18 protein-coding genes are annotated in these 17,813 nt (G+C 38.8%); 12 read left to right on the top strand and 6 right to left on the bottom strand.

Features of this window, described 5'->3' with window-relative positions; all coding sequences use genetic code 11:
* Positions 1 to 87 precede the first annotated feature (87 nt).
* Both JXQ92_RS17755 and JXQ92_RS17750 read right to left on the bottom strand, forming a co-directional pair.
* Positions 88 to 687 carry a tetratricopeptide repeat protein gene (locus JXQ92_RS17755; RefSeq protein ID WP_421987988.1) on the bottom strand — a complete coding sequence of 200 codons (600 nt, stop codon included), beginning with the start codon at positions 685 to 687 and terminating at the stop codon, positions 88 to 90.
* A gap of 368 nt (positions 688 to 1,055) precedes the next feature.
* Positions 1,056 to 1,868: a 2,3,4,5-tetrahydropyridine-2,6-dicarboxylate N-succinyltransferase gene (locus JXQ92_RS17750; protein ID WP_421987987.1), complete on the bottom strand. Its 813-nt coding sequence runs from the start codon at positions 1,866 to 1,868 to the stop codon at positions 1,056 to 1,058.
* Positions 1,869 to 1,902: 34 nt separating this feature from the next.
* Here JXQ92_RS17750 and JXQ92_RS17745 point away from each other — a divergent pair, with 34 nt between their 5' ends.
* The 6 genes from JXQ92_RS17745 to JXQ92_RS17720 all read left to right on the top strand — a co-directional run bounded on the left by JXQ92_RS17745 (position 1,903) and on the right by JXQ92_RS17720 (position 7,793).
* Positions 1,903 to 3,024, top strand: a complete 1,122-nt coding sequence (locus tag JXQ92_RS17745) for a glycosyltransferase (RefSeq protein WP_421987986.1) — start codon at positions 1,903 to 1,905, stop codon at positions 3,022 to 3,024.
* Between the two features lie 132 nt (positions 3,025 to 3,156).
* On the top strand, positions 3,157 to 3,831 hold the full coding sequence (locus tag JXQ92_RS17740) for a metal-dependent transcriptional regulator (RefSeq protein WP_421987985.1): 675 nt from the start codon (positions 3,157 to 3,159) through the stop codon (positions 3,829 to 3,831).
* A complete protein-coding gene (locus tag JXQ92_RS17735) occupies positions 3,828 to 4,742 on the top strand; it encodes a metal ABC transporter solute-binding protein, Zn/Mn family (protein ID WP_421987984.1) in 915 nt (304 codons plus the stop codon). The genes JXQ92_RS17740 and JXQ92_RS17735 overlap by 4 nt, the downstream gene beginning before the upstream one ends.
* Positions 4,743 to 4,759: 17 nt before the next feature.
* Complete coding sequence (locus JXQ92_RS17730) at positions 4,760 to 5,551, top strand: metal ABC transporter ATP-binding protein (RefSeq protein ID WP_421987983.1); 792 nt, start codon at positions 4,760 to 4,762, stop codon at positions 5,549 to 5,551.
* A gap of 1 nt (position 5,552) precedes the next feature.
* Positions 5,553 to 6,839 (top strand): iron chelate uptake ABC transporter family permease subunit, encoded by a 1,287-nt coding sequence (locus JXQ92_RS17725; RefSeq protein WP_421987982.1) that lies wholly within the window; start codon positions 5,553 to 5,555, stop codon positions 6,837 to 6,839.
* Between the two features lie 54 nt (positions 6,840 to 6,893).
* The gene (locus JXQ92_RS17720; protein WP_421987981.1) at positions 6,894 to 7,793 is read left to right on the top strand and encodes a metal ABC transporter permease; all 900 of its coding nucleotides are present in this window, start codon (positions 6,894 to 6,896) and stop codon (positions 7,791 to 7,793) included.
* Between the two features lie 24 nt (positions 7,794 to 7,817).
* Here the strand turns inward: JXQ92_RS17720 and JXQ92_RS17715 are convergent, their stop codons facing one another.
* Both JXQ92_RS17715 and JXQ92_RS17710 read right to left on the bottom strand, forming a co-directional pair.
* Positions 7,818 to 8,408: a hypothetical protein gene (locus tag JXQ92_RS17715; RefSeq protein WP_421987980.1), complete on the bottom strand. Its 591-nt coding sequence runs from the start codon at positions 8,406 to 8,408 to the stop codon at positions 7,818 to 7,820.
* Positions 8,409 to 8,516: 108 nt separating this feature from the next.
* A complete protein-coding gene (locus JXQ92_RS17710) occupies positions 8,517 to 9,398 on the bottom strand; it encodes a LytR/AlgR family response regulator transcription factor (RefSeq protein ID WP_421987979.1) in 882 nt (293 codons plus the stop codon).
* Positions 9,399 to 9,487: 89 nt separating this feature from the next.
* Between JXQ92_RS17710 and mnmE the strand changes: the two genes are divergently transcribed.
* Positions 9,488 to 10,867 carry a tRNA uridine-5-carboxymethylaminomethyl(34) synthesis GTPase MnmE gene (gene mnmE, locus JXQ92_RS17705; RefSeq protein ID WP_421987978.1) on the top strand — a complete coding sequence of 460 codons (1,380 nt, stop codon included), beginning with the start codon at positions 9,488 to 9,490 and terminating at the stop codon, positions 10,865 to 10,867.
* 13 nt (positions 10,868 to 10,880) lie between these two features.
* Here mnmE and JXQ92_RS17700 read toward each other — a convergent pair whose 3' ends face one another.
* Entirely contained in the window at positions 10,881 to 11,354 is a 474-nt protein-coding gene (locus tag JXQ92_RS17700) for a cupin domain-containing protein (protein WP_421987977.1), read from the bottom strand.
* A gap of 274 nt (positions 11,355 to 11,628) precedes the next feature.
* Here JXQ92_RS17700 and JXQ92_RS17695 point away from each other — a divergent pair, with 274 nt between their 5' ends.
* The 3 genes from JXQ92_RS17695 to JXQ92_RS17685 all read left to right on the top strand — a co-directional run bounded on the left by JXQ92_RS17695 (position 11,629) and on the right by JXQ92_RS17685 (position 15,466).
* A complete protein-coding gene (locus JXQ92_RS17695) occupies positions 11,629 to 12,693 on the top strand; it encodes a leucine-rich repeat domain-containing protein (RefSeq protein WP_421987976.1) in 1,065 nt (354 codons plus the stop codon).
* Positions 12,694 to 13,069: 376 nt separating this feature from the next.
* On the top strand, positions 13,070 to 14,965 hold the full coding sequence (locus JXQ92_RS17690) for an asparagine synthase-related protein (protein ID WP_421987975.1): 1,896 nt from the start codon (positions 13,070 to 13,072) through the stop codon (positions 14,963 to 14,965).
* A 225-nt stretch (positions 14,966 to 15,190) separates the two neighbouring features.
* The gene (locus tag JXQ92_RS17685; protein ID WP_421987974.1) at positions 15,191 to 15,466 is read left to right on the top strand and encodes a DUF1456 family protein; all 276 of its coding nucleotides are present in this window, start codon (positions 15,191 to 15,193) and stop codon (positions 15,464 to 15,466) included.
* 14 nt (positions 15,467 to 15,480) lie between these two features.
* On the opposite strand, the gene JXQ92_RS17680 is transcribed toward JXQ92_RS17685, so the two are convergent.
* Positions 15,481 to 15,984, bottom strand: coding sequence for a hypothetical protein (locus tag JXQ92_RS17680; RefSeq protein WP_421987973.1), 504 nt, complete (start codon positions 15,982 to 15,984; stop codon positions 15,481 to 15,483).
* A gap of 409 nt (positions 15,985 to 16,393) precedes the next feature.
* Here JXQ92_RS17680 and JXQ92_RS17675 point away from each other — a divergent pair, with 409 nt between their 5' ends.
* Both JXQ92_RS17675 and JXQ92_RS17670 read left to right on the top strand, forming a co-directional pair.
* On the top strand, positions 16,394 to 16,984 hold the full coding sequence (locus tag JXQ92_RS17675) for a hypothetical protein (RefSeq protein WP_421987972.1): 591 nt from the start codon (positions 16,394 to 16,396) through the stop codon (positions 16,982 to 16,984).
* 68 nt (positions 16,985 to 17,052) lie between these two features.
* Positions 17,053 to 17,748 (top strand): SGNH/GDSL hydrolase family protein, encoded by a 696-nt coding sequence (locus tag JXQ92_RS17670; RefSeq protein WP_421987971.1) that lies wholly within the window; start codon positions 17,053 to 17,055, stop codon positions 17,746 to 17,748.
* Positions 17,749 to 17,813 lie beyond the last annotated feature (65 nt).

The following is a 17,813-nucleotide window of genomic DNA, read 5'->3' as shown; positions in this document are numbered from 1 at the left end:
TGTAAATTGGTTGCTTCTTCCTGCGGATCAATTTAAAAAGTCTTCCAAGAAGTTCAAAAGAACAGTCCCAATATGGAACACATAGATTTACTTACAATGCTTAGCTAATGCAGCCTTCGCATCTTCTGCACCTAAAGCTAAAGCGCGATTCAAGTCATTGCAAGCACTTGTCTTCTTGTTTTGCACTATTTTCAATGCACCTCGATATAAAAATGCCTCAGCATTTTTCTTATCAAAATCTATAGCCAAGTCATAATTAGCTCTCGCGTTCTTAAAATCAGCTTTTTGATGCAAAGAGCGTCCTTTAAGCAAATACGCCATAGATTCTCTTCCATCTACTTCAATCACTTTATCAAAGAAGGCTATGGCTTTGTTATAGTCTTTTTGTCCATACCAATACTTGCCCATGCTCAGGTTAGCATTCAAATTATTGATATCAAGGTCAAGTACACGGGTAAAATCTTTACGCGCACTTTCAAGGTCCCCTATCTGCTCAAAGGCCCTCCCTCTGTTGTACAAAGACTTTATATCTTTTGGCTTAGTATCAATATACTCGTTATAGGCCTGAATTGCTTCTTGGTATTTACCAGCTTTATATAGATTATCAGCCTCTCTGGTAATATCTGCACCGCAAGCCGAAACCAAAATTAGAGCCATTAAAAGGCTTATGGTCTTAAAATATTTCATGAATTCTTCTCTCCTCAATAATTCTGCGCAAATGTAAGGTTTTAGTCAATCTTGCAAAAGCATAGCACATTAAATGCAAGCAACTAATACTAAACGTTTTAAACGTTTACGTTGTTTGATCTCATTTGGATGTCGAGTGAGTGACAGAGTAGCTTTTAAATAAGAAAGAGGTCCAAAGACCTCTTTCCGTGGGAAGGGTGAAAGATCTCCCTCGTGCAAACCTTAGTTTGCTTCCCAAAATCAAAACCACAACAATTTCGATTAAATGGGAGCAAGCCATAAGCCAAAAAAATAAGTCGCTGTATATGTGCGACTTATCTTATTTTTTTGAAATTATTTATCCCAAAAGGGGAATTTTAGACTCTAAATCAAACAGCAACGTCGTTTTCACGAAGCGCATCATTTAGAGAAGTCTTTTTATCCGTACTCTCTTTTCTTTGACCTATAATTAGTGCAGCAGGTACATTATATTCTCCTGCAGGGAATTTTTTAGCATAGCTTCCAGGGATCACAACAGCTCTCTCAGGCACGAATCCTTTGTATTCTACCGGCTCAGGACCAGTGACATCAATTACTTTAGAACTTGCCGTAAGCGTAACATTAGCGCCGAGAACCGCTTCTTTACCAATTCTCACCCCTTCTACTACAATGCATCTTGAACCGATAAACGCTCCATCTTCTACAATAACTGGTGCTGCTTGTAATGGCTCTAATACTCCACCAATGCCTACACCTCCACTGAGATGGACATTTTTACCGATCTGAGCACAACTTCCTACAGTAGCCCAAGTATCGACCATTGTACCCTCATCTACATAAGCGCCAATATTTACATAAGAAGGCATCATAATGACTCCGCTGCTGATATAAGCACCATAGCGTGCAATGGCATGCGGTACCACTCTTATTCCTTTTTGAGCGTATCCACTTTTCAACTTCATCTTATCGTGAAATTCAAAAGGACCCACCTCAATGGTTTGCATTTTGCGAATTGGGAAATAAAGAATCACTGCTTTTTTAATCCATTCATTAACAACCCAGCCATCTGCAGTTGGCTCTGCTACTCTTCTATCACCACGGTCTAAATCTTCGATAATGGTTTTAATAGCCAAAATCACTTCCTTATCTTTCAATAAGCTTCGATCATCCCATGCCTTTTCAATGATATCCCTCAATTCCATAATTGCTTCAATTTTTTTAACTTAATATGCGCTAATGAAAAAGACCAAAGTAGTCATTGCTTCACTGCTAAAACCAATAGACGATACTCGTATGTTGGACAAATTTGGTCTTTCAATCGCTGAAACAAATACATATGATGTTAATATCATAGGCTTTGATTCAAAAAATATAAGAGCGGTCGACAACATTACATTTCACCCGCTTGGCAGCTTTAGTAGACTCAGTATTTCGAGGTTATTCAAACCCATCAAAGTTTTCAATATATATATTAAAGTAAAACCTAAAGTAATTATAGCTAATACACATGAATTACTGTTAGTTACATTGCTATACAAAATATTATTTGGCGCTACTTTCATCTATGATGTTCGAGAAAACTATGCAAAAAACATCCGTAACACGAACGTTTTCCCTTTCCTCTTAAAGCCCTTTATTGCTGCTTGGGTTAGGTTAAAAGAATGGGTTACTAAGCCGTTTGTTAACCACTATATTCTGGCAGAAAGGGTGTATGCGAACCAACTTCCCTTTTTAAGTAAGCATACGACAGTCATAGAAAACAAGTACATGCCTTTAGCGCGTATTGACGAAAAGCATACACGCAATAATTCAGACAATACAACACTGGTATTTACAGGGACTATTGCCGATTCGAATGGCATATTCGAAGCGCTATCTGTTACTAAGAGCTTATATGAACTAGACGATAGCATTGAATTAAAAATAGTAGGTTATTGTGCGCTAAAGAGTGATTTAATGAGACTCAAGGAAGAAATTAAGGACCTTGACTATGTGTCTTTAAACGGCGGTGATCACCTCGTTCCGCATTCAGAGATCGTCGAGGCCATTCAAAATGCCGATTACGGCTTTGTCTTCAAGAAAGGCAATAATGGTATGAATGACGAAAAGCTACTTACGCGTCTTTTTGAATACACCGCAAATAAACTGCCGATCTTATTGATTGACAATCCGCATTGGATCGACTTCTGCGAAACCTTTAATGCAGCTATTACCATGAGCCCTCACAGCTTCGTTGCGGATGATGTAATTCAACAAATGAAGTCCTCTGAATTCTATACAAAAGGAGATACTTCAGATTCGCTTTGGCACACTGAAGCACCTAAACTCCTAAGCCTAATCAGCAAGCAAAACCCTTAATTTAGACTTGTCTAAAAATATTATTTACCTATATTAAGTAACTAATAACCAATCATATAAGTGACATTATACCTAATTTAGTCATGTCACATGTTTTTTTTAGATATATCTAAACTGTATATTTGATTTTAAATGAAGACAGCTGTTATGTTTAGCTTTGCTGAAGAAAACTATCTTAAAGCCATCTACCATCTTTCAGAACATGGTGTGGCACGTGTTAACACCAATGCACTTGCTGAGGAGATGCAGACCACTGCCGCATCGGTAAGTGATATGATCGGAAAACTTTCAAAAAAGAAGGTAGTCGACTATGAAAAGTATCGAGGTGTTAAGGTTTCTGAAAAGGGAAAAGAGGTGGCTCTAAAAGTCATAAGAAAACATAGGCTTTGGGAAGTGTTCTTGGTAGACAAGCTTAATTTCCCTTGGGATGAAGTACATGATATTGCTGAGCAACTTGAGCACATCAAGTCTCCCCTATTGATCAGCAGACTTGATGAATTCTTGGGGTTCCCCAAACATGACCCTCATGGAGATCCTATCCCGGACGAAAACGGAATTTTTACAACTGTGAAAAAAGTACAACTGTCAACTCTCAAAGTTGGGGCTGTAAGTCAGGTGGTGACCGTAAATGATTCCGGAACCGCATTTTTGAAATACCTCGATAAAGTAGGCATAACCATCGGCACGAAGGTGGTGATAGAAGATAAAAACGACTTTGACGGTTCATTAGACATCACCATCAACCAAGGCAAAAGCATTACCATTTCACAAACAGCAGCAGAAAACATTCTGGTCACCAATATATGAGAAAGCTATTTACCTTTTTATGGCTATCCCTTACCCTATTATCATGCGGTTCGGTTAAAGAAGCCTCAAATGCTGAAAAAGTCAGTGTTGTCGCAACAACTGGTATGATTGCTGATATCGCCAGAAACATAGGCCAAGATTCTGTCATTGTAAATGCTTTAATGGGTCCAGGGGTTGATCCTCATTTGTACAAGGCGACACAAGGAGACCTCGGTAGACTAAGACAGGCCGATGTCATTTTCTACAACGGCTTACACTTAGAAGGTAAAATGGGCGAAGTTTTTGAAAAACTGGAGCGCATAAAAACTGTCGTGCCGATATCGAGAGGGATAGAAACCTCAAATTTAATTGACAATCCTGTTTTCCAAGGGTCTCATGATCCACACATTTGGTTCGATGTAAGCCTATGGCTTAAAACCATAGATGAAGTAGTAGCTACGCTAATAAAGAGCGATCCTGAGAGTAAACCTTACTATGAAAGCAACGCTTCGGCCTACCGAAATGAATTACAAATACTGCACAACTGGGTTTTGACAGAGGTAGAGAAGATTCCAAAGGAAAAACGACTAATGGTAACTGCGCATGACGCATTTAGCTATTTCGGCAGGGCTTATGACATTGAAGTACGCGGCTTGCAAGGTATTTCTACCCTTTCTGAATTTGGTTTAAAAGACCGTGTAGACCTAGTAAATTTTATTGTGGAAAGGAAAGTGAAAGCCGTTTTCGTTGAAACTTCGGTTTCAGAAAAAAACATCAAGGCCATTGTGGAAGGCTGCAAACAAAAAGGGCATGAGGTGGTCATTGGCGGCAACCTATTCTCTGATGCCATGAGTGCCGAGGATACGGCTGCCGGAAACTATATCGGTATGGTAAAAGCTAACGTGAGCACAATTGTAGAGGCATTGAAGTAAGATTTAGGTAAAAAGTAATGAAGATACACGCAAAGAACCCTGTAGTTGAATTCCATGACTTAACCGTGGCTTATCAGAAAAAGCCAGTGCTCTGGAATATAGACATGACCCTGCCACAAGGTGCTTTGACTGGCATAATCGGTCCAAATGGTGCTGGTAAATCCACGCTAATAAAAGCAGCTATGGGATTACTGCCTCTTGGTTCCGGGTTTGTGAAAATGTTCGACCAATCACTTGATAAGGTTCGGCACAAAGTGAGTTACGTGCCACAACGCGAAACTGTGGATTGGGACTTCCCTACTTCCGTCTTAGATGTTGTACTGATGGGAAGGTATGCAAAACTAGGTCTGCTAACCCGACCTAGGAAAGCTGACAAAGAAATGGCTATGAACTGCTTGCGAAAAGTGGGCATGGAAGCCTATACAAACCGCCAGATATCGCAGCTTTCAGGAGGACAACAGCAAAGAGTATTCTTAGCGAGAGCACTCGCCCAAGAAGCCGACTTATACTTTATGGATGAACCATTTGCAGGCGTTGATGCTGCAACGGAGTCGGCTATACTCGCCATAATGCAAGAAATGACCGCCAACGGCAAAACGGTGGTGGTCGTGCATCACGATTTACAATCTGCCGCTGAGTTTTTCGATTGGATTATCCTTTTAAACATGCGTTTAGTTGCCTCAGGCCCTATTGACAAGGTTTTCAACAACGAACTTTTACAAGAAACCTATGGCGGAAAGCTTACTGTTCTTGCAGAAGTTGGCGAATTAGTAAGAAAAAGAAGAGTGCCAAGCAGAGAGAAATACTAGAATGGAAACTTTCAAGGAATTCTTTTCTTTTAGTGACCCAAGCATCGTTTCAGTGGTGGTTGGCGCCATTCTATTGACAGCATCATCTGCTGTAGTCGGCACTTTCACGTTTTTGAAAAAGAAAGCACTGGTTGGTGATGCCGTTGCACACTCGGTATTGCCGGGAATATGTCTGGCTTTTATAATATCAGGTACCAAAAATCCAATCTGGATGATTATCGGCGCATTCGTTACAGGATGGCTCTCATTGGTTATTATAGATCATATTACAACCAAATCGAAGATTAAAGAAGATACCGCTATCGCACTGATCCTTTCTGTTTTCTTCGGTATTGGCATATTAATGCTTACTAACATTCAGCATTCGGGTAACGCTGAACAAACCGGCCTCGATTCTTTCCTATTTGGTAAAGCTGCTGCACTGATCGGCCAAGACTTGATCATATTTGGCATTGTAGCCATTATCCTAATTGTTACGGTAGCCTTATTCTTCAAAGAATTGAAGCTGATAGCCTTCGATAGTCATTACGCCAAAGCACTGGGCATTCCAGTAAAGCGACTAGACTTACTTTTAACCTCCTTGACAGTATTGGCCGTTGTAACTGGAATTCAAGCCGTAGGCGTTGTGCTTATGGCCGCCATGTTGATTACACCAGCGGCTGCTGCTAGGTTTTGGACCAATAATGTGTTTAGAATGACGCTCATTGCTGCCATATTAGGTGGTTTTTCTGGGCTTTCTGGGGCTTACGTGAGCTATGTCGCTCCTTCTATGCCTACAGGGCCTTGGATCGTGATCATCATATCCATCTTAGCTATTGTATCCTTCTTTATTGCACCAAAACGCGGAATTCTTGCCCGGTCAGTACAACAAAACAAACTAAAGCAACAAATAATGGACGAGAACCTTTTGAAGGAACTCTACCATTTAGGTGAAAAAGACAATGATTTTTATAAAGGACGAACCCTCGACGAACTTATTGAGGAAAGGTATTTCCCAAGAAAACCACTTATTTCTGGCTTAAGACGTCTTAAACGACAGGGCTATCTAATCAAATTAGATAATGCTTGGCGTTATACTGAAGTGGGTAAAACCAAAGGGCAACGCGTGGTAAAACTTCATAGACTTTGGGAATTATACCTTTCCAAATACATGAAAATTGACCCTGACCATGTTCATGAAGATGCAGAAACGATAGAACACATCATTACACCGGAAATAGAACAACAGTTGGAACAAATGCTGGAATACCCAGAATTCGATCCGCATAAAGAGAAAATTCCATATTAAATAGTAGAACTATGAACAATAAAAAGACAAAGAATATTATCGGATAAGCATTTCATGGACGCGCTCTACATCATATTGACCTCTTCCCTATTTGCCATTTCTTGTGGTATACTAGGCTGCTTTCTGGTGCTTAGAAAAATGGCTATGGTGGGCGACGCGATTTCCCATGCCGTGCTGCCAGGTATAGTCATTGCATTTCTACTAACTGGAACTAGAGATTCTTTTGAAATGATCATTGGTGCCGGTTTATTGGGCATTTTCAGCACCTTCCTAATAGAATTCTTTCATAAACGCGCTAAACTTCAAACCGATGCTTCGATAGGCGTTACATTCACTTCACTTTTTGCCTTAGGCGTAATTCTGATATCAGTTTTTGCTGGTCAAGTCGATTTAGATCAAGAATGCGTGCTTTATGGAGAAATAGCGTATGTACCGATTGATTTATGGATTACAGAATCTGGCCAAAATCTTGGCCCAAGAGCATTATATATCTCGTCCATTACCTTAATCCTAATCATCCTTTTTGTTAGAGTCGGCTTTAAGCAGCTTTACATTACCACCTTCGATCCAGCATTTGCAGCTACTACTGGCATATCCGTTGCCTTATGGAATTACCTACTCATGGGTTCTGTTTCTATGACAACAGTTGCCGCATTCGATTCTGTAGGTGCCATATTAGTTGTTGCCCTTATGGTCGCTCCACCGGCCACTGCCTACTTGTTGACGGATAACTTCAAAAGAATGATTCTCATCACCTGTATCATCGCCATTGTCATAAGCATTTTAGGTTACTACTTAGCCGTTCTGCTAGATGGATCTATCGCGGGTGCAGTTGTCACTGTAGCGGGAATCTTATTCGCCATTGCCTATCTCTTCTCTCCGAGTAATGGAATCTTATTTAAGAAGGTAATTCAGAAAAAAGAGGCAAAAAGGCTAAGCCAAGAAACAGCCTAGCCCTCCTATCATTCAGCGTTTATTTTATGACTCACGCTTTTTACATTTAATTCGCCAAAGCGGAAAATTGATGGTTTCTTGCTTATCTACCCATTCTCCTAACCAATTAAAACCTTCTTTGCTAATATCTGAAAATGTAATGCGATAGTTACCCGCCATACCATTTGGAGCGGGTGAATCTTTATACAAAACTATTTTGTCCTTTTCCTTATTGATATTCCCTTCCCAAGCCGGAAGCACTGGCGGCGTACCGGTAATGGAATAATAATGAACATACCAACGAGCACTATCGGCACTATATTGGCGAATGCTGCCAGAATTAGAACCGTCAGCTTTTATGGTTTCATCCTGAACAGCAGTGCCATTCATAATGTATTTAAAAGTCCAAGTCATGGCCACTGGTTCTGCCCAAGTTTGATCTTGGTTTTTACTTTCTGATGTGCAATCGCAAATCCCGATCAAATCGGCATAGTCTTTAATTTGAATTGGAGCTTTTGGATTTGGTAAGCCAAAAGGATTTTTTGCACTAACCTCGTAAGCCGCATAATCTTGCGCCAAAAGAATATTCGAAGCAAAAAGTGCCAAAACTAGTAATGTGTTTCTTCTCGATATCATAGTATTTGAATTTTGACCCAACAAATACGAATGCGACAAGGAAACCTAAGGTTTTGCAGTAAGGACAGGCCAAAATGCAGGGAATGAAGAGGAATTTAATTGAAAGCGCTAAGCTAAATTGAGTTGATTTCTAAACGCTTTAACCCTCGATTGAGCAATTGGAAGCTCTGCACCATCACTAAGCTTTAAAGTAGGGTTAGTACCCAGTTGATACTCCACAATGCAGTCAAGGTTGACGATCGCCTTGCGGTGCACTCTTAAAAATTTACTGGATGGAAGCTTTTGCTCGAAAGCCTTTAAAGAACTTCTAAGGGTATGAATACTACCATCATTGTCGTGAATCTTTACGCAATAATCATCCGCCTCCAACCATCGAATTACATTCTCAGAGATTAACCGAATACGATTACCTGTCTTCACTTCAATTACTAAAGAATCTTCGCTGAGCTGTCCTTTTTCCAGCTCCTGATAAAGGACTTCATTCGCCTTTTTCAGTTCCCCCACCTGCCTGAGTGTAACTTCAAGAATATCCTGATTCTTAAAGTAATCGACCAACAGGACCAAAACGATCAGTGCCACGAGTATAATGGGCGCTTTGTGGAAAAAGTAAAATTCAAAGACTTCAGGGAAGCTTGCCCAGAAATTGGCTTGAACTGCTCCATTAGTACTCGTAACCAACATTAAATTCAGGAAAAGTGCTCCGATAATCAAAAGGCTATGTACCAATAGATGTTGCCTTTTATTTTCCTTAATCGGATATCGGTTAATGAGCATTACCAAGGGAATAGCAATACCACCCCAAATAAGCCATCGGTAAAGCCCACCTTGCAATACATCCCAAAATCCTACATCAGAAGGCACGCCATTGTTGAAGTTGTTCGAATAAAAAAGCTGTTGAAACGATTCAAAAACAATAAAAACTGTAAAACATAGCATTGTTAACAACAATGATTGAAGATGCTTTCTGAACCAGTTTAAAAAGTTTGACATACAAATGGTTTTATATAACCTACGTGAATTCTGAATTTAGGATATGTGAATCAGAAGTGACAAAGTTTTCCCATTATCTTTGTGGCCGTATGCAAGATTTAACACCAAACCAAGACACAATTATTGCCCTAGCTACACCGCAAGGTATTGGCGCTATCGGTGTAATTAGGCTGAGCGGAGCTGAAGCAATCAGCCTTGTGAATAAAGTGTTTAAAGGGAAGAATCTTGAAGCGCAAGAAAGCCATACCATCCATTTTGGAACCATAAGGGATGGCGACAAAATCCTAGATGAAGTACTTGTTTCGCTGTTTATAGCACCCAAATCATTCACAAAAGAAAATGTAGCCGAGATATCTTGTCACGGATCAAACTTCATTATCCGACAGGTTATCCAACTCTTTATTCGTAAAGGAGCAAGACCCGCAAAACCAGGCGAATTTACCAAACGGGCGTTTATGAATGGCCAATTCGACCTAGCGCAAGCCGAAGCCGTGGCTGACTTGATTAATGCGGATTCAGAAGCAGCACATCACGCTGCTCTAAATCAAATGCGCGGTGGTTTTTCAGGAGAAATCAAGCATCTGAGGGAAGAATTGATCCATTTCGCTTCTATGATCGAACTAGAACTCGATTTTGGCGAAGAAGATGTGGAGTTTGCCAGCCGAGATGACTTGAAGAAATTGGTGAACCGACTCCTTGAAGTTATCAATGCCTTGATCCATTCTTTTGACCTAGGAAATGTAATTAAAAACGGAGTGCCGACCGTAATTGCAGGAAAACCCAATGCAGGTAAGTCTACCCTACTTAATGCACTACTGAACGAAGACAAAGCCATTGTTTCCGACATCGCCGGAACCACAAGAGATTTTATTGAAGACGAACTGATTATTGGTGGTGTAGCCTTTAGATTTATCGATACGGCAGGGCTGCGCGAAACTAAAGATACCATTGAAGCGATTGGCGTTGAGCGAACACAGGCTAAAATGAAGCAAGCTTCGCTGATCATTTACCTATTCGATTTAGCCGATACCTCTACTGTGGAGATGAATAAAGAAATTAACCGATTGGAGAATACTGGCGTGCCTTTCTTAAAACTGGGTAACAAGCTTGATAAAGTAGACGAAACTGTCGTTGAAGGCCTACAAGAACAGCATCCCGATATGCTTTTCCTATCGGCGAAGGACCACGAGCAAGTAGAACTACTAAAAGAGCGAATCCTCGAGCTTGTCAACTTAGACAAATTCAAACGTGGCGACACGGTGGTCACCAATATCCGCCATTACGATTCACTTCTACAAACGAAGAATTCTTTAGAGGCCGTAATCAACGGCATCGATGGTTCGGTCACCAATGACTTCGTAGCAATGGACATCAGGCGCTCACTCCACTACCTCGGTGAAATTACTGGTGAGATCACCACGGATGATTTACTTGCGAACATCTTCTCTAAGTTCTGTATTGGGAAGTAAGTTAACACAGGCTCTACTGATCTTCTAGCTTTTTAGCTACGCTGTTGTAATATTCCCTAGTCAATTTAGTAGTCCATATCGTAGGAGAACTTCCATAAATAGCAATATAAGAAACCATACTCTTCTTAGAAGATGTATGCCAGTGTTCGACATTCTTCTTGCATTTTACGACATCTCCTTTTCTGATTTTAATGGCTTCTTTACCCTTCTCTTGATAGTAACCAATACCTTCAGTTACAATCAACACTTGAGGGGTGGAATGCTTATGCCAATCTAATGTGGCATTCGCTGCAAATTTGGCTTGAGTGATGTTATACGTAAAGTCTTCATCAGCTTGAGTCAAAAAGTTCAACCAGGCATCACCTATATGATGTGTATTTGGTGCTTTCATTCCCTCCTTCAAATATGAATTGACTGAATAAGTTGAATCTTGAGCCGCCAAATTGAAGGTTATGGCCAATGCGATTAGGGTCAAAAAGTTTTTCATTTCATTTATTTTAATTCACAATTTAATGAAACCGATAAGATTCGAATCTATTTGTACAACAACATCTTTAGCGCTTGCTGTAATGGGAAGTAAAGTTGCAGTGCCATAACATGTACTTTTTGGAAGCTATCATGATTACTTATAAACTGGTTTCAAGCTATTTATGAGCCTTTAAAAATGATTTATAAATCATTTTTAAGTTTCCGTAACCTAAGTTCATACCAACCGTGTAATCATCTTCGGTCAATTTTTTAACATACAAAAACTCTAATCAATGACAGGTCAAAAATTAGGCAGCCGTGCCCTATTGGCGGTACTATGTACATTTCTATTTGCTTGTGGTTCAGAACACGATGATCAACCATCACCCTCTCCAACACCTAACCCAGATCCATTTGAGAAGACTCCTGTAAATATTCCTGACGAAAATTTTGAGGCTCGTCTCGGTCATTGGGGAATCGATACAGATGGAGAAATTAATGGTCAAATTTTCCTGGAAGATGCTCTTAAAGTCACTAGCCTTGATCTTTTTACCTCAAATGCAGAAGACAAGATCGCTGATCTTACAGGCATAGAAGTGTTCATAAACCTCAAACAACTCATTGCAAGTTATAATGCGCTATCAACTGTTGATTTATCCCAAAATACCGCACTAGAGAAATTAGATTTGAGCGTCAATAAATTAAAACAAATTGATTTGAGCGCCAATACTGAATTGACAATTCTTACGATAGGAAGAAACGATCTAGAATCTATTGACTTATCGCATTTGACAAAACTTGAAACCCTATTTGTGGAAGGAAACCAATTGGAATCCTTGGATGTAAGCAACAACACTGCCCTGACTAAACTCAATGCTTTAGCCAATTTAATTGAGGAAATAAAAGGTTTGAATGCCACCAAAATGAAGGAACTGTGGTTAGGATTCAATTATTTGAAAAGTCTCAGTATATCGCTTCCATCCCTCGAAGGAATCAATGTTGAAAACAATGATATAACTCAACTGGATTTAGAGAATTGTATAAACCTGAAATACATTTTAGCTACAAGTAATCAAATAGCAGAATTCAACACTTCTAATCATACTTTGTTAAAGCATTTAAAGTTAAGTAACAATGACATCAAAACACTTGATCTGACTAACAACAAAAACTTAGAAATTCTGTGGGCATCTTCAAATGAATTAAGCCAATTAGACATCTCATCCTTGTCATTATTGTATGATTTGAGAATCACTAGAAATACAGGGTTAAGCTGCATAAAAATTGATCCAACACAACAGATTCCTACAATTCAATTATCTGATTATCAGAATTTAAGCACGGCAGGTTGCAATTAACCCTAATAATTTTGAGCATAGGAAAGCTCGCATAGTGAGAGAGTAACAGTTCTTGGTTCATTTTTGAATCTATTCACTTTGCTTTTTAGGACTAGTACAGCATGATATGCTAAATAATAATGCTGTCGGAAAATAATATTATGATGCTTCCAGATTTACTATTGAAAGTAAAATGAATAAAATATTTCTAATAGATTCTGTTTAAATGTGCTTCCGTTCTTTTAAGAAAGAAATTATTTAGCGCAAACTCAGAAAACTGATTTCTCATTGTGTTTACTAATTACATTTATTTTAATATTATCAAATCACACAATAAAACACATTAAAGACGAATCATATTCCTCTCACAAACCCATTTAGTAATAGCTAATAGAAAATGTCCAGAAATTTTTGTGGTTTTGTCGATTTCGAAAACCAAACTAAACCTGAAATAGTCATTCAAATGGCTCATAAACTAAATATAAACGGTATTTATGAACCGCTTTACTCCCGAAATCACAAGGCACATATGGCAAATCTATATTCGAAGAGCTTTTCTGCCCCAGAGTCGACCAGCTTTATGGAGGAAATTAGTGAGCGCTTTATGCTAGCATCATTCTCTCAGCTTATTCGGCTAGATGATTTAGGCCGAAAACTGGATATCAACTTAAATTTAGGAGCAATTTCTGATGAGGAAATTATCTTAAGATCATATTTAAAATGGAATAAAGACATTGTCCACCATTTAGATGGAGACTGGGCATTTGCCATTTGGGATAAGTTTAACCAAGAGCTCTTTTTGGCAAGAAACCCTCATGGTGACGGTACTTTATTTTACTATGCAGACAATAATAGAGTCTTTTTCTCAAGCATTCTGACTGGACTAGTCAATGTAACTGGAATCCCTAATGATTTGGATAAAGAAAAGGTATTTATGGAGACACTTACTGCTTCTGGTTTTGAATCAAGAACGCTCTATAAGAACATCCATTTTCTTAAACCTGCTCATTACTTGTCAGTATCAAGGCAAGGAAAACAATTGAATCAATATTGGAACCCTCTAGAAAAGCCAAAGGTCAACTTTAAACATGACACTGAATACTTCGAGGCTTATTTTGAAACTTTCGACCGGGCAGTCAGAGATCGTTTAACTGGGCGTAAAAATTTTGGTTTTGCTATTAGCGGAGGCCTAGACTCAGCCGCCACAATTGGTATAGCTTCAAAGTACTTGAAGAAAAGAAATGAAATTGCACATGCCTTATGTTTTGTTCCCACTTACAAAAACGTTCAAGAATATGACACGCTGATTAAAGAAGGTGATGAAAGAGAATTTGCTCAAGCAACTGCAGATTTCAATGGAAATATACATTTGGACTTAGTGACCAAAAGTGAGCCTTTCTGGAGTTTTATGTCAAAGTACACTAAAGATTTTGGTGTCCCTCCTCATATGACTGGAGTTCTATTTGCTGATATTCTTGCCGAATCTGGTCATGATAAAGGCATGACACATCTTATGATTGGCCAGGGAGGAAATCAAAGTTTGACATTTGAGGGAACCCCAAGTCATAGCAGTCTTCGGCAATACCAAAACGATTTAAGTGAAGGGTTAAAATACAACCTGAATCTACAAGAATTCTGCGTACTGCTTTCAAAGTCGATTGTGGCAAGTGGGAAAAAAGTATTCGATCAAGCTTCAAGAACTAGACAGAAAAGAGTTCGCAAAATCATAGATAAGATGACTCTTTTATCTGATGAATTCATCAAGAGTGTTAATGGTTATGAGCTCTTTGAAGAGCACCTTTACGGTAAGAAAAGTCGTATTAACGAAGGAGAATTTAAATTCAGAAAAAAATTAAAAATAGGAAGCCATTGCCGACTAGGTTTGTGGAATCAAATCGGTACACGCTATGACATTGTGTTTATCGACCCCACCAGAGATAAATACCTTCTTGAATTGCTCACCTCTTTCCCAAATCATATTTTTAATAGAAAAGGAGAACAGAAATACCTATTCAAACAAGCATTTAAAGATAAGATACCTAATAAGGTTATTAATTATCAAAAGAAAGGCATAAACCTCTCGGACTTAATCAACCGGTATCAAGATGATATGGACAACCTTGATGCACTGATTAAATCAAAAATGAATACCCCACTTTATAATGAGCTAATTGATCCAAAAAAACTCTTGAATTTTCAAAATGCTTTGAAAAGCAAGAGATACGACCCAGAAACTTTTGTCCCCGAACTGTATCAAAAAGGAGTCTCTCTTTTTCATGCTTTACTAACTTAGCATGAGAGGTTAGTATTAATCAGGTTGAAATCAACAATAGAACGCTGTATCTTCATGGGTGTATAGAACAAGAAGACTTATGTTCATATACTCAAGACTTTAAAAAATCTTCTAATTCAATTAAACCGCTATTTTTACACCGTGACAGTTAATTGATGCCCTAATAGAATTAAGGTTTTATCAAACCTAAGACATACCCCTTTAAAGCAAATTGAAAACAAGTATATGCCGATCAATTATAGCACAACTAAAGCCTCACTGACTAACAATGATATTCTCAAAAAATTGAGAGTGGCTCATAAACTGCGCAATGATGACATTATTAATATTTTAAAGTTGGTAGATTTTGAAATATCCAAAGGTGCTTTAGGCGATATGTTTCGTGCTGCTGATCATGATAATTTTGTCGAAGCGGGTGATCAAATCTTACGGAATTTCCTAAATGGGCTAATTATTCATTTGCGTGGCCCAATGCCAGATAAAAGAGACCCTAAGGCTTAGATTTTGAGTTATTGTTAGAACCTATACCCCACTTTGAAAATTAAGTTTTGAGGTGCATCAATCGAAAGTCCGAAAAGGAGCTGTTTTCGCTCTACGAATAAACCGCCTGAATAACCTACATCAATTAAGGTTTCAGTAAAATCATCTGCAAATTCATTCCTTAGTGCAACACCGCCTAAAACATTAAAAAAGATTCTAGTCGGGCTACTTATTTTATTAAAGTAGTACCTCACACCGTACAAAGCATTGATTGTGAGCTCATCGCGAGAAGGGTTTGGAGCTATCAAGTTAATTGAAAGTTGTGCATCCCACGACCAGCGTTCAGCACCACGCTTATAAAGATTTACGCCTAAATGAAAACCGTTTCCTTCTTCCACGGCGTTCTGATCGAAAGACAACTTAGTCGCATAACCGGTAGAAATTGACAGTTCCGTTTTCTTCTCTTGACTGTAAGCTGTAAAAGCACAGGTAATAAAGAAAACTAGAGTAATAATAAATCTTACAGCGCTTTTTATCAATCTTCAGGTGTTTTAAAAGACAGGAATTAACAACAATCTAGGGATTATTGCAACGTAATTGCATTTATATTACATACTCATTTAAGGAGGTAGCTGAATTCATATTACAATTAACATGCAGCGCTTTTCCTGATTGATGACATATAGATTTTAAGAGTTTTAAGATTAGGGGGGTTGGGTAAATGGAGGCCAAACGCATTACTATAGAAACAAAACATGAATATTATGAAAACTGTAATCGTAGAAACCAAAAACACTTTAGTCGCTATCATGATACTTGCAGCCGGTATCGCATTTTTTCAGCTTTTACACCTTGTTATCTGATAGTTTGTAAGCTTAGCATATGAATCTTTTTTTGAGGTCAAGTTTTAATTGAATATACTTAGCATGAGTATTCGAACTTGAACCAATGAGTGAACCCACAAAGAATAAGTTTAGCAAATCTGATATAGCTTCAATGCTAGCCGTTGTCCTGAGTATTGCCGCATTAGGTATTGGTATTATAGAAGCCAAAATCATGGCTGATCAACAAGAAATCATGGCCGATCAGCAAAGAGTCATGGTAGAGCAACAGAAGGGTTCCGCATGGCCTTATCTTGCTGTAGAAAGTGAACTCAATTCGATTGAGTCCAATACTCAACAGATGGACAGCATTGTTTTTAGCTGGTCAGCCAAGAATAAAGGTGTAGGCCCGGCTATTGTCAGCGATATGAATTTGACCATTCACGAAAAGCCCTATAATTCTTTCAAACCATTTGTTGACTTAATGGATAGTCTCATTGGTGATGAAAATTACAACTTGATAAAATTCGGATTAAGTAGAAAAACTGAAACTGTATATGCACCAGGAGAAGAAAAGGTACTCTTCCAAATCACATTTTACAATAAAGACCTGTTTTTCAAAGAAATCGGATTCTTTGGACTAAAATTAAAATACTGTTCTATTTATGGTGATTGCTGGGGCCAAAACGGCACTCCATTAGAAGAAATCACCGATTAAGATTTCAAGAGAACATACACCCGCCCCATTTCTAAAACAATTACCATTCACAGTTTATCTTAGTTTATGTGGAACGTACTTGCATCCTAGGTCTTATATCAATCTTTAGCATACTGTTTTTTGCTTGTTCCAATGAAGAAGCACCTTCACCTGCTATCTCTTATCTTGCTTTAGGTGATTCATATACAATCGGCGAAAGCGTCAATGAATCTGAAAGATGGCCAAATCAACTGGCAGATAGCCTAAATCAGACAGGTGCTAACATTCTCACACCTAAAATAATTGCTAAAACTGGCTGGCGTACAGACCAGTTGAAAGACACCGTGACTAATGGCTTAACCCTCGGCAGAAACTACGGCTTGGTCTCATTGCTGATAGGTGTAAACAACCAAGTTCAAGGACAACAAGTCGTTGACTTCGAAGTTGAATTTGCCGGATTATTATCTACCGCTATAAGCTTTGCAGGCAGTAACCCTAACAAAGTTATCGTACTCTCCATTCCAGATTATGGTAAAACGGTCTTTGGCCAATACTTGGGCGGAGATGAAATTAGCCACGAAATAGACCAGTACAACGAAGTAATAAAAAGGAATTGCGCAATCCAGGGCGTCCGATTCTTCGATATTACTCCTATTTCTCGTGAAGTCGTAAATGATAGTACACTACTAGGCGGCGACAACTTCCATCCATCAGGAAAAATGTATAACCAGTGGGTCGCATTACTGTTCGATGAAGTCAATAGAATACTTACTCCCAACCCTTAAACCTGTGCATAGAAATTAAATTATCGCCCTAAGGCATGACTTTCATTGTCTTTCTGCCATAGCTT

Origin of the sequence: Roseivirga sp. (assembly GCF_049099775.1) — a bacterium.
Classification (GTDB): Bacteria; Bacteroidota; Bacteroidia; order Cytophagales; family Cyclobacteriaceae; genus Roseivirga.
The sequence above is the reverse complement of the archived record's forward strand: the minus strand, read 5'-3'. Positions and strand labels throughout refer to the sequence as shown.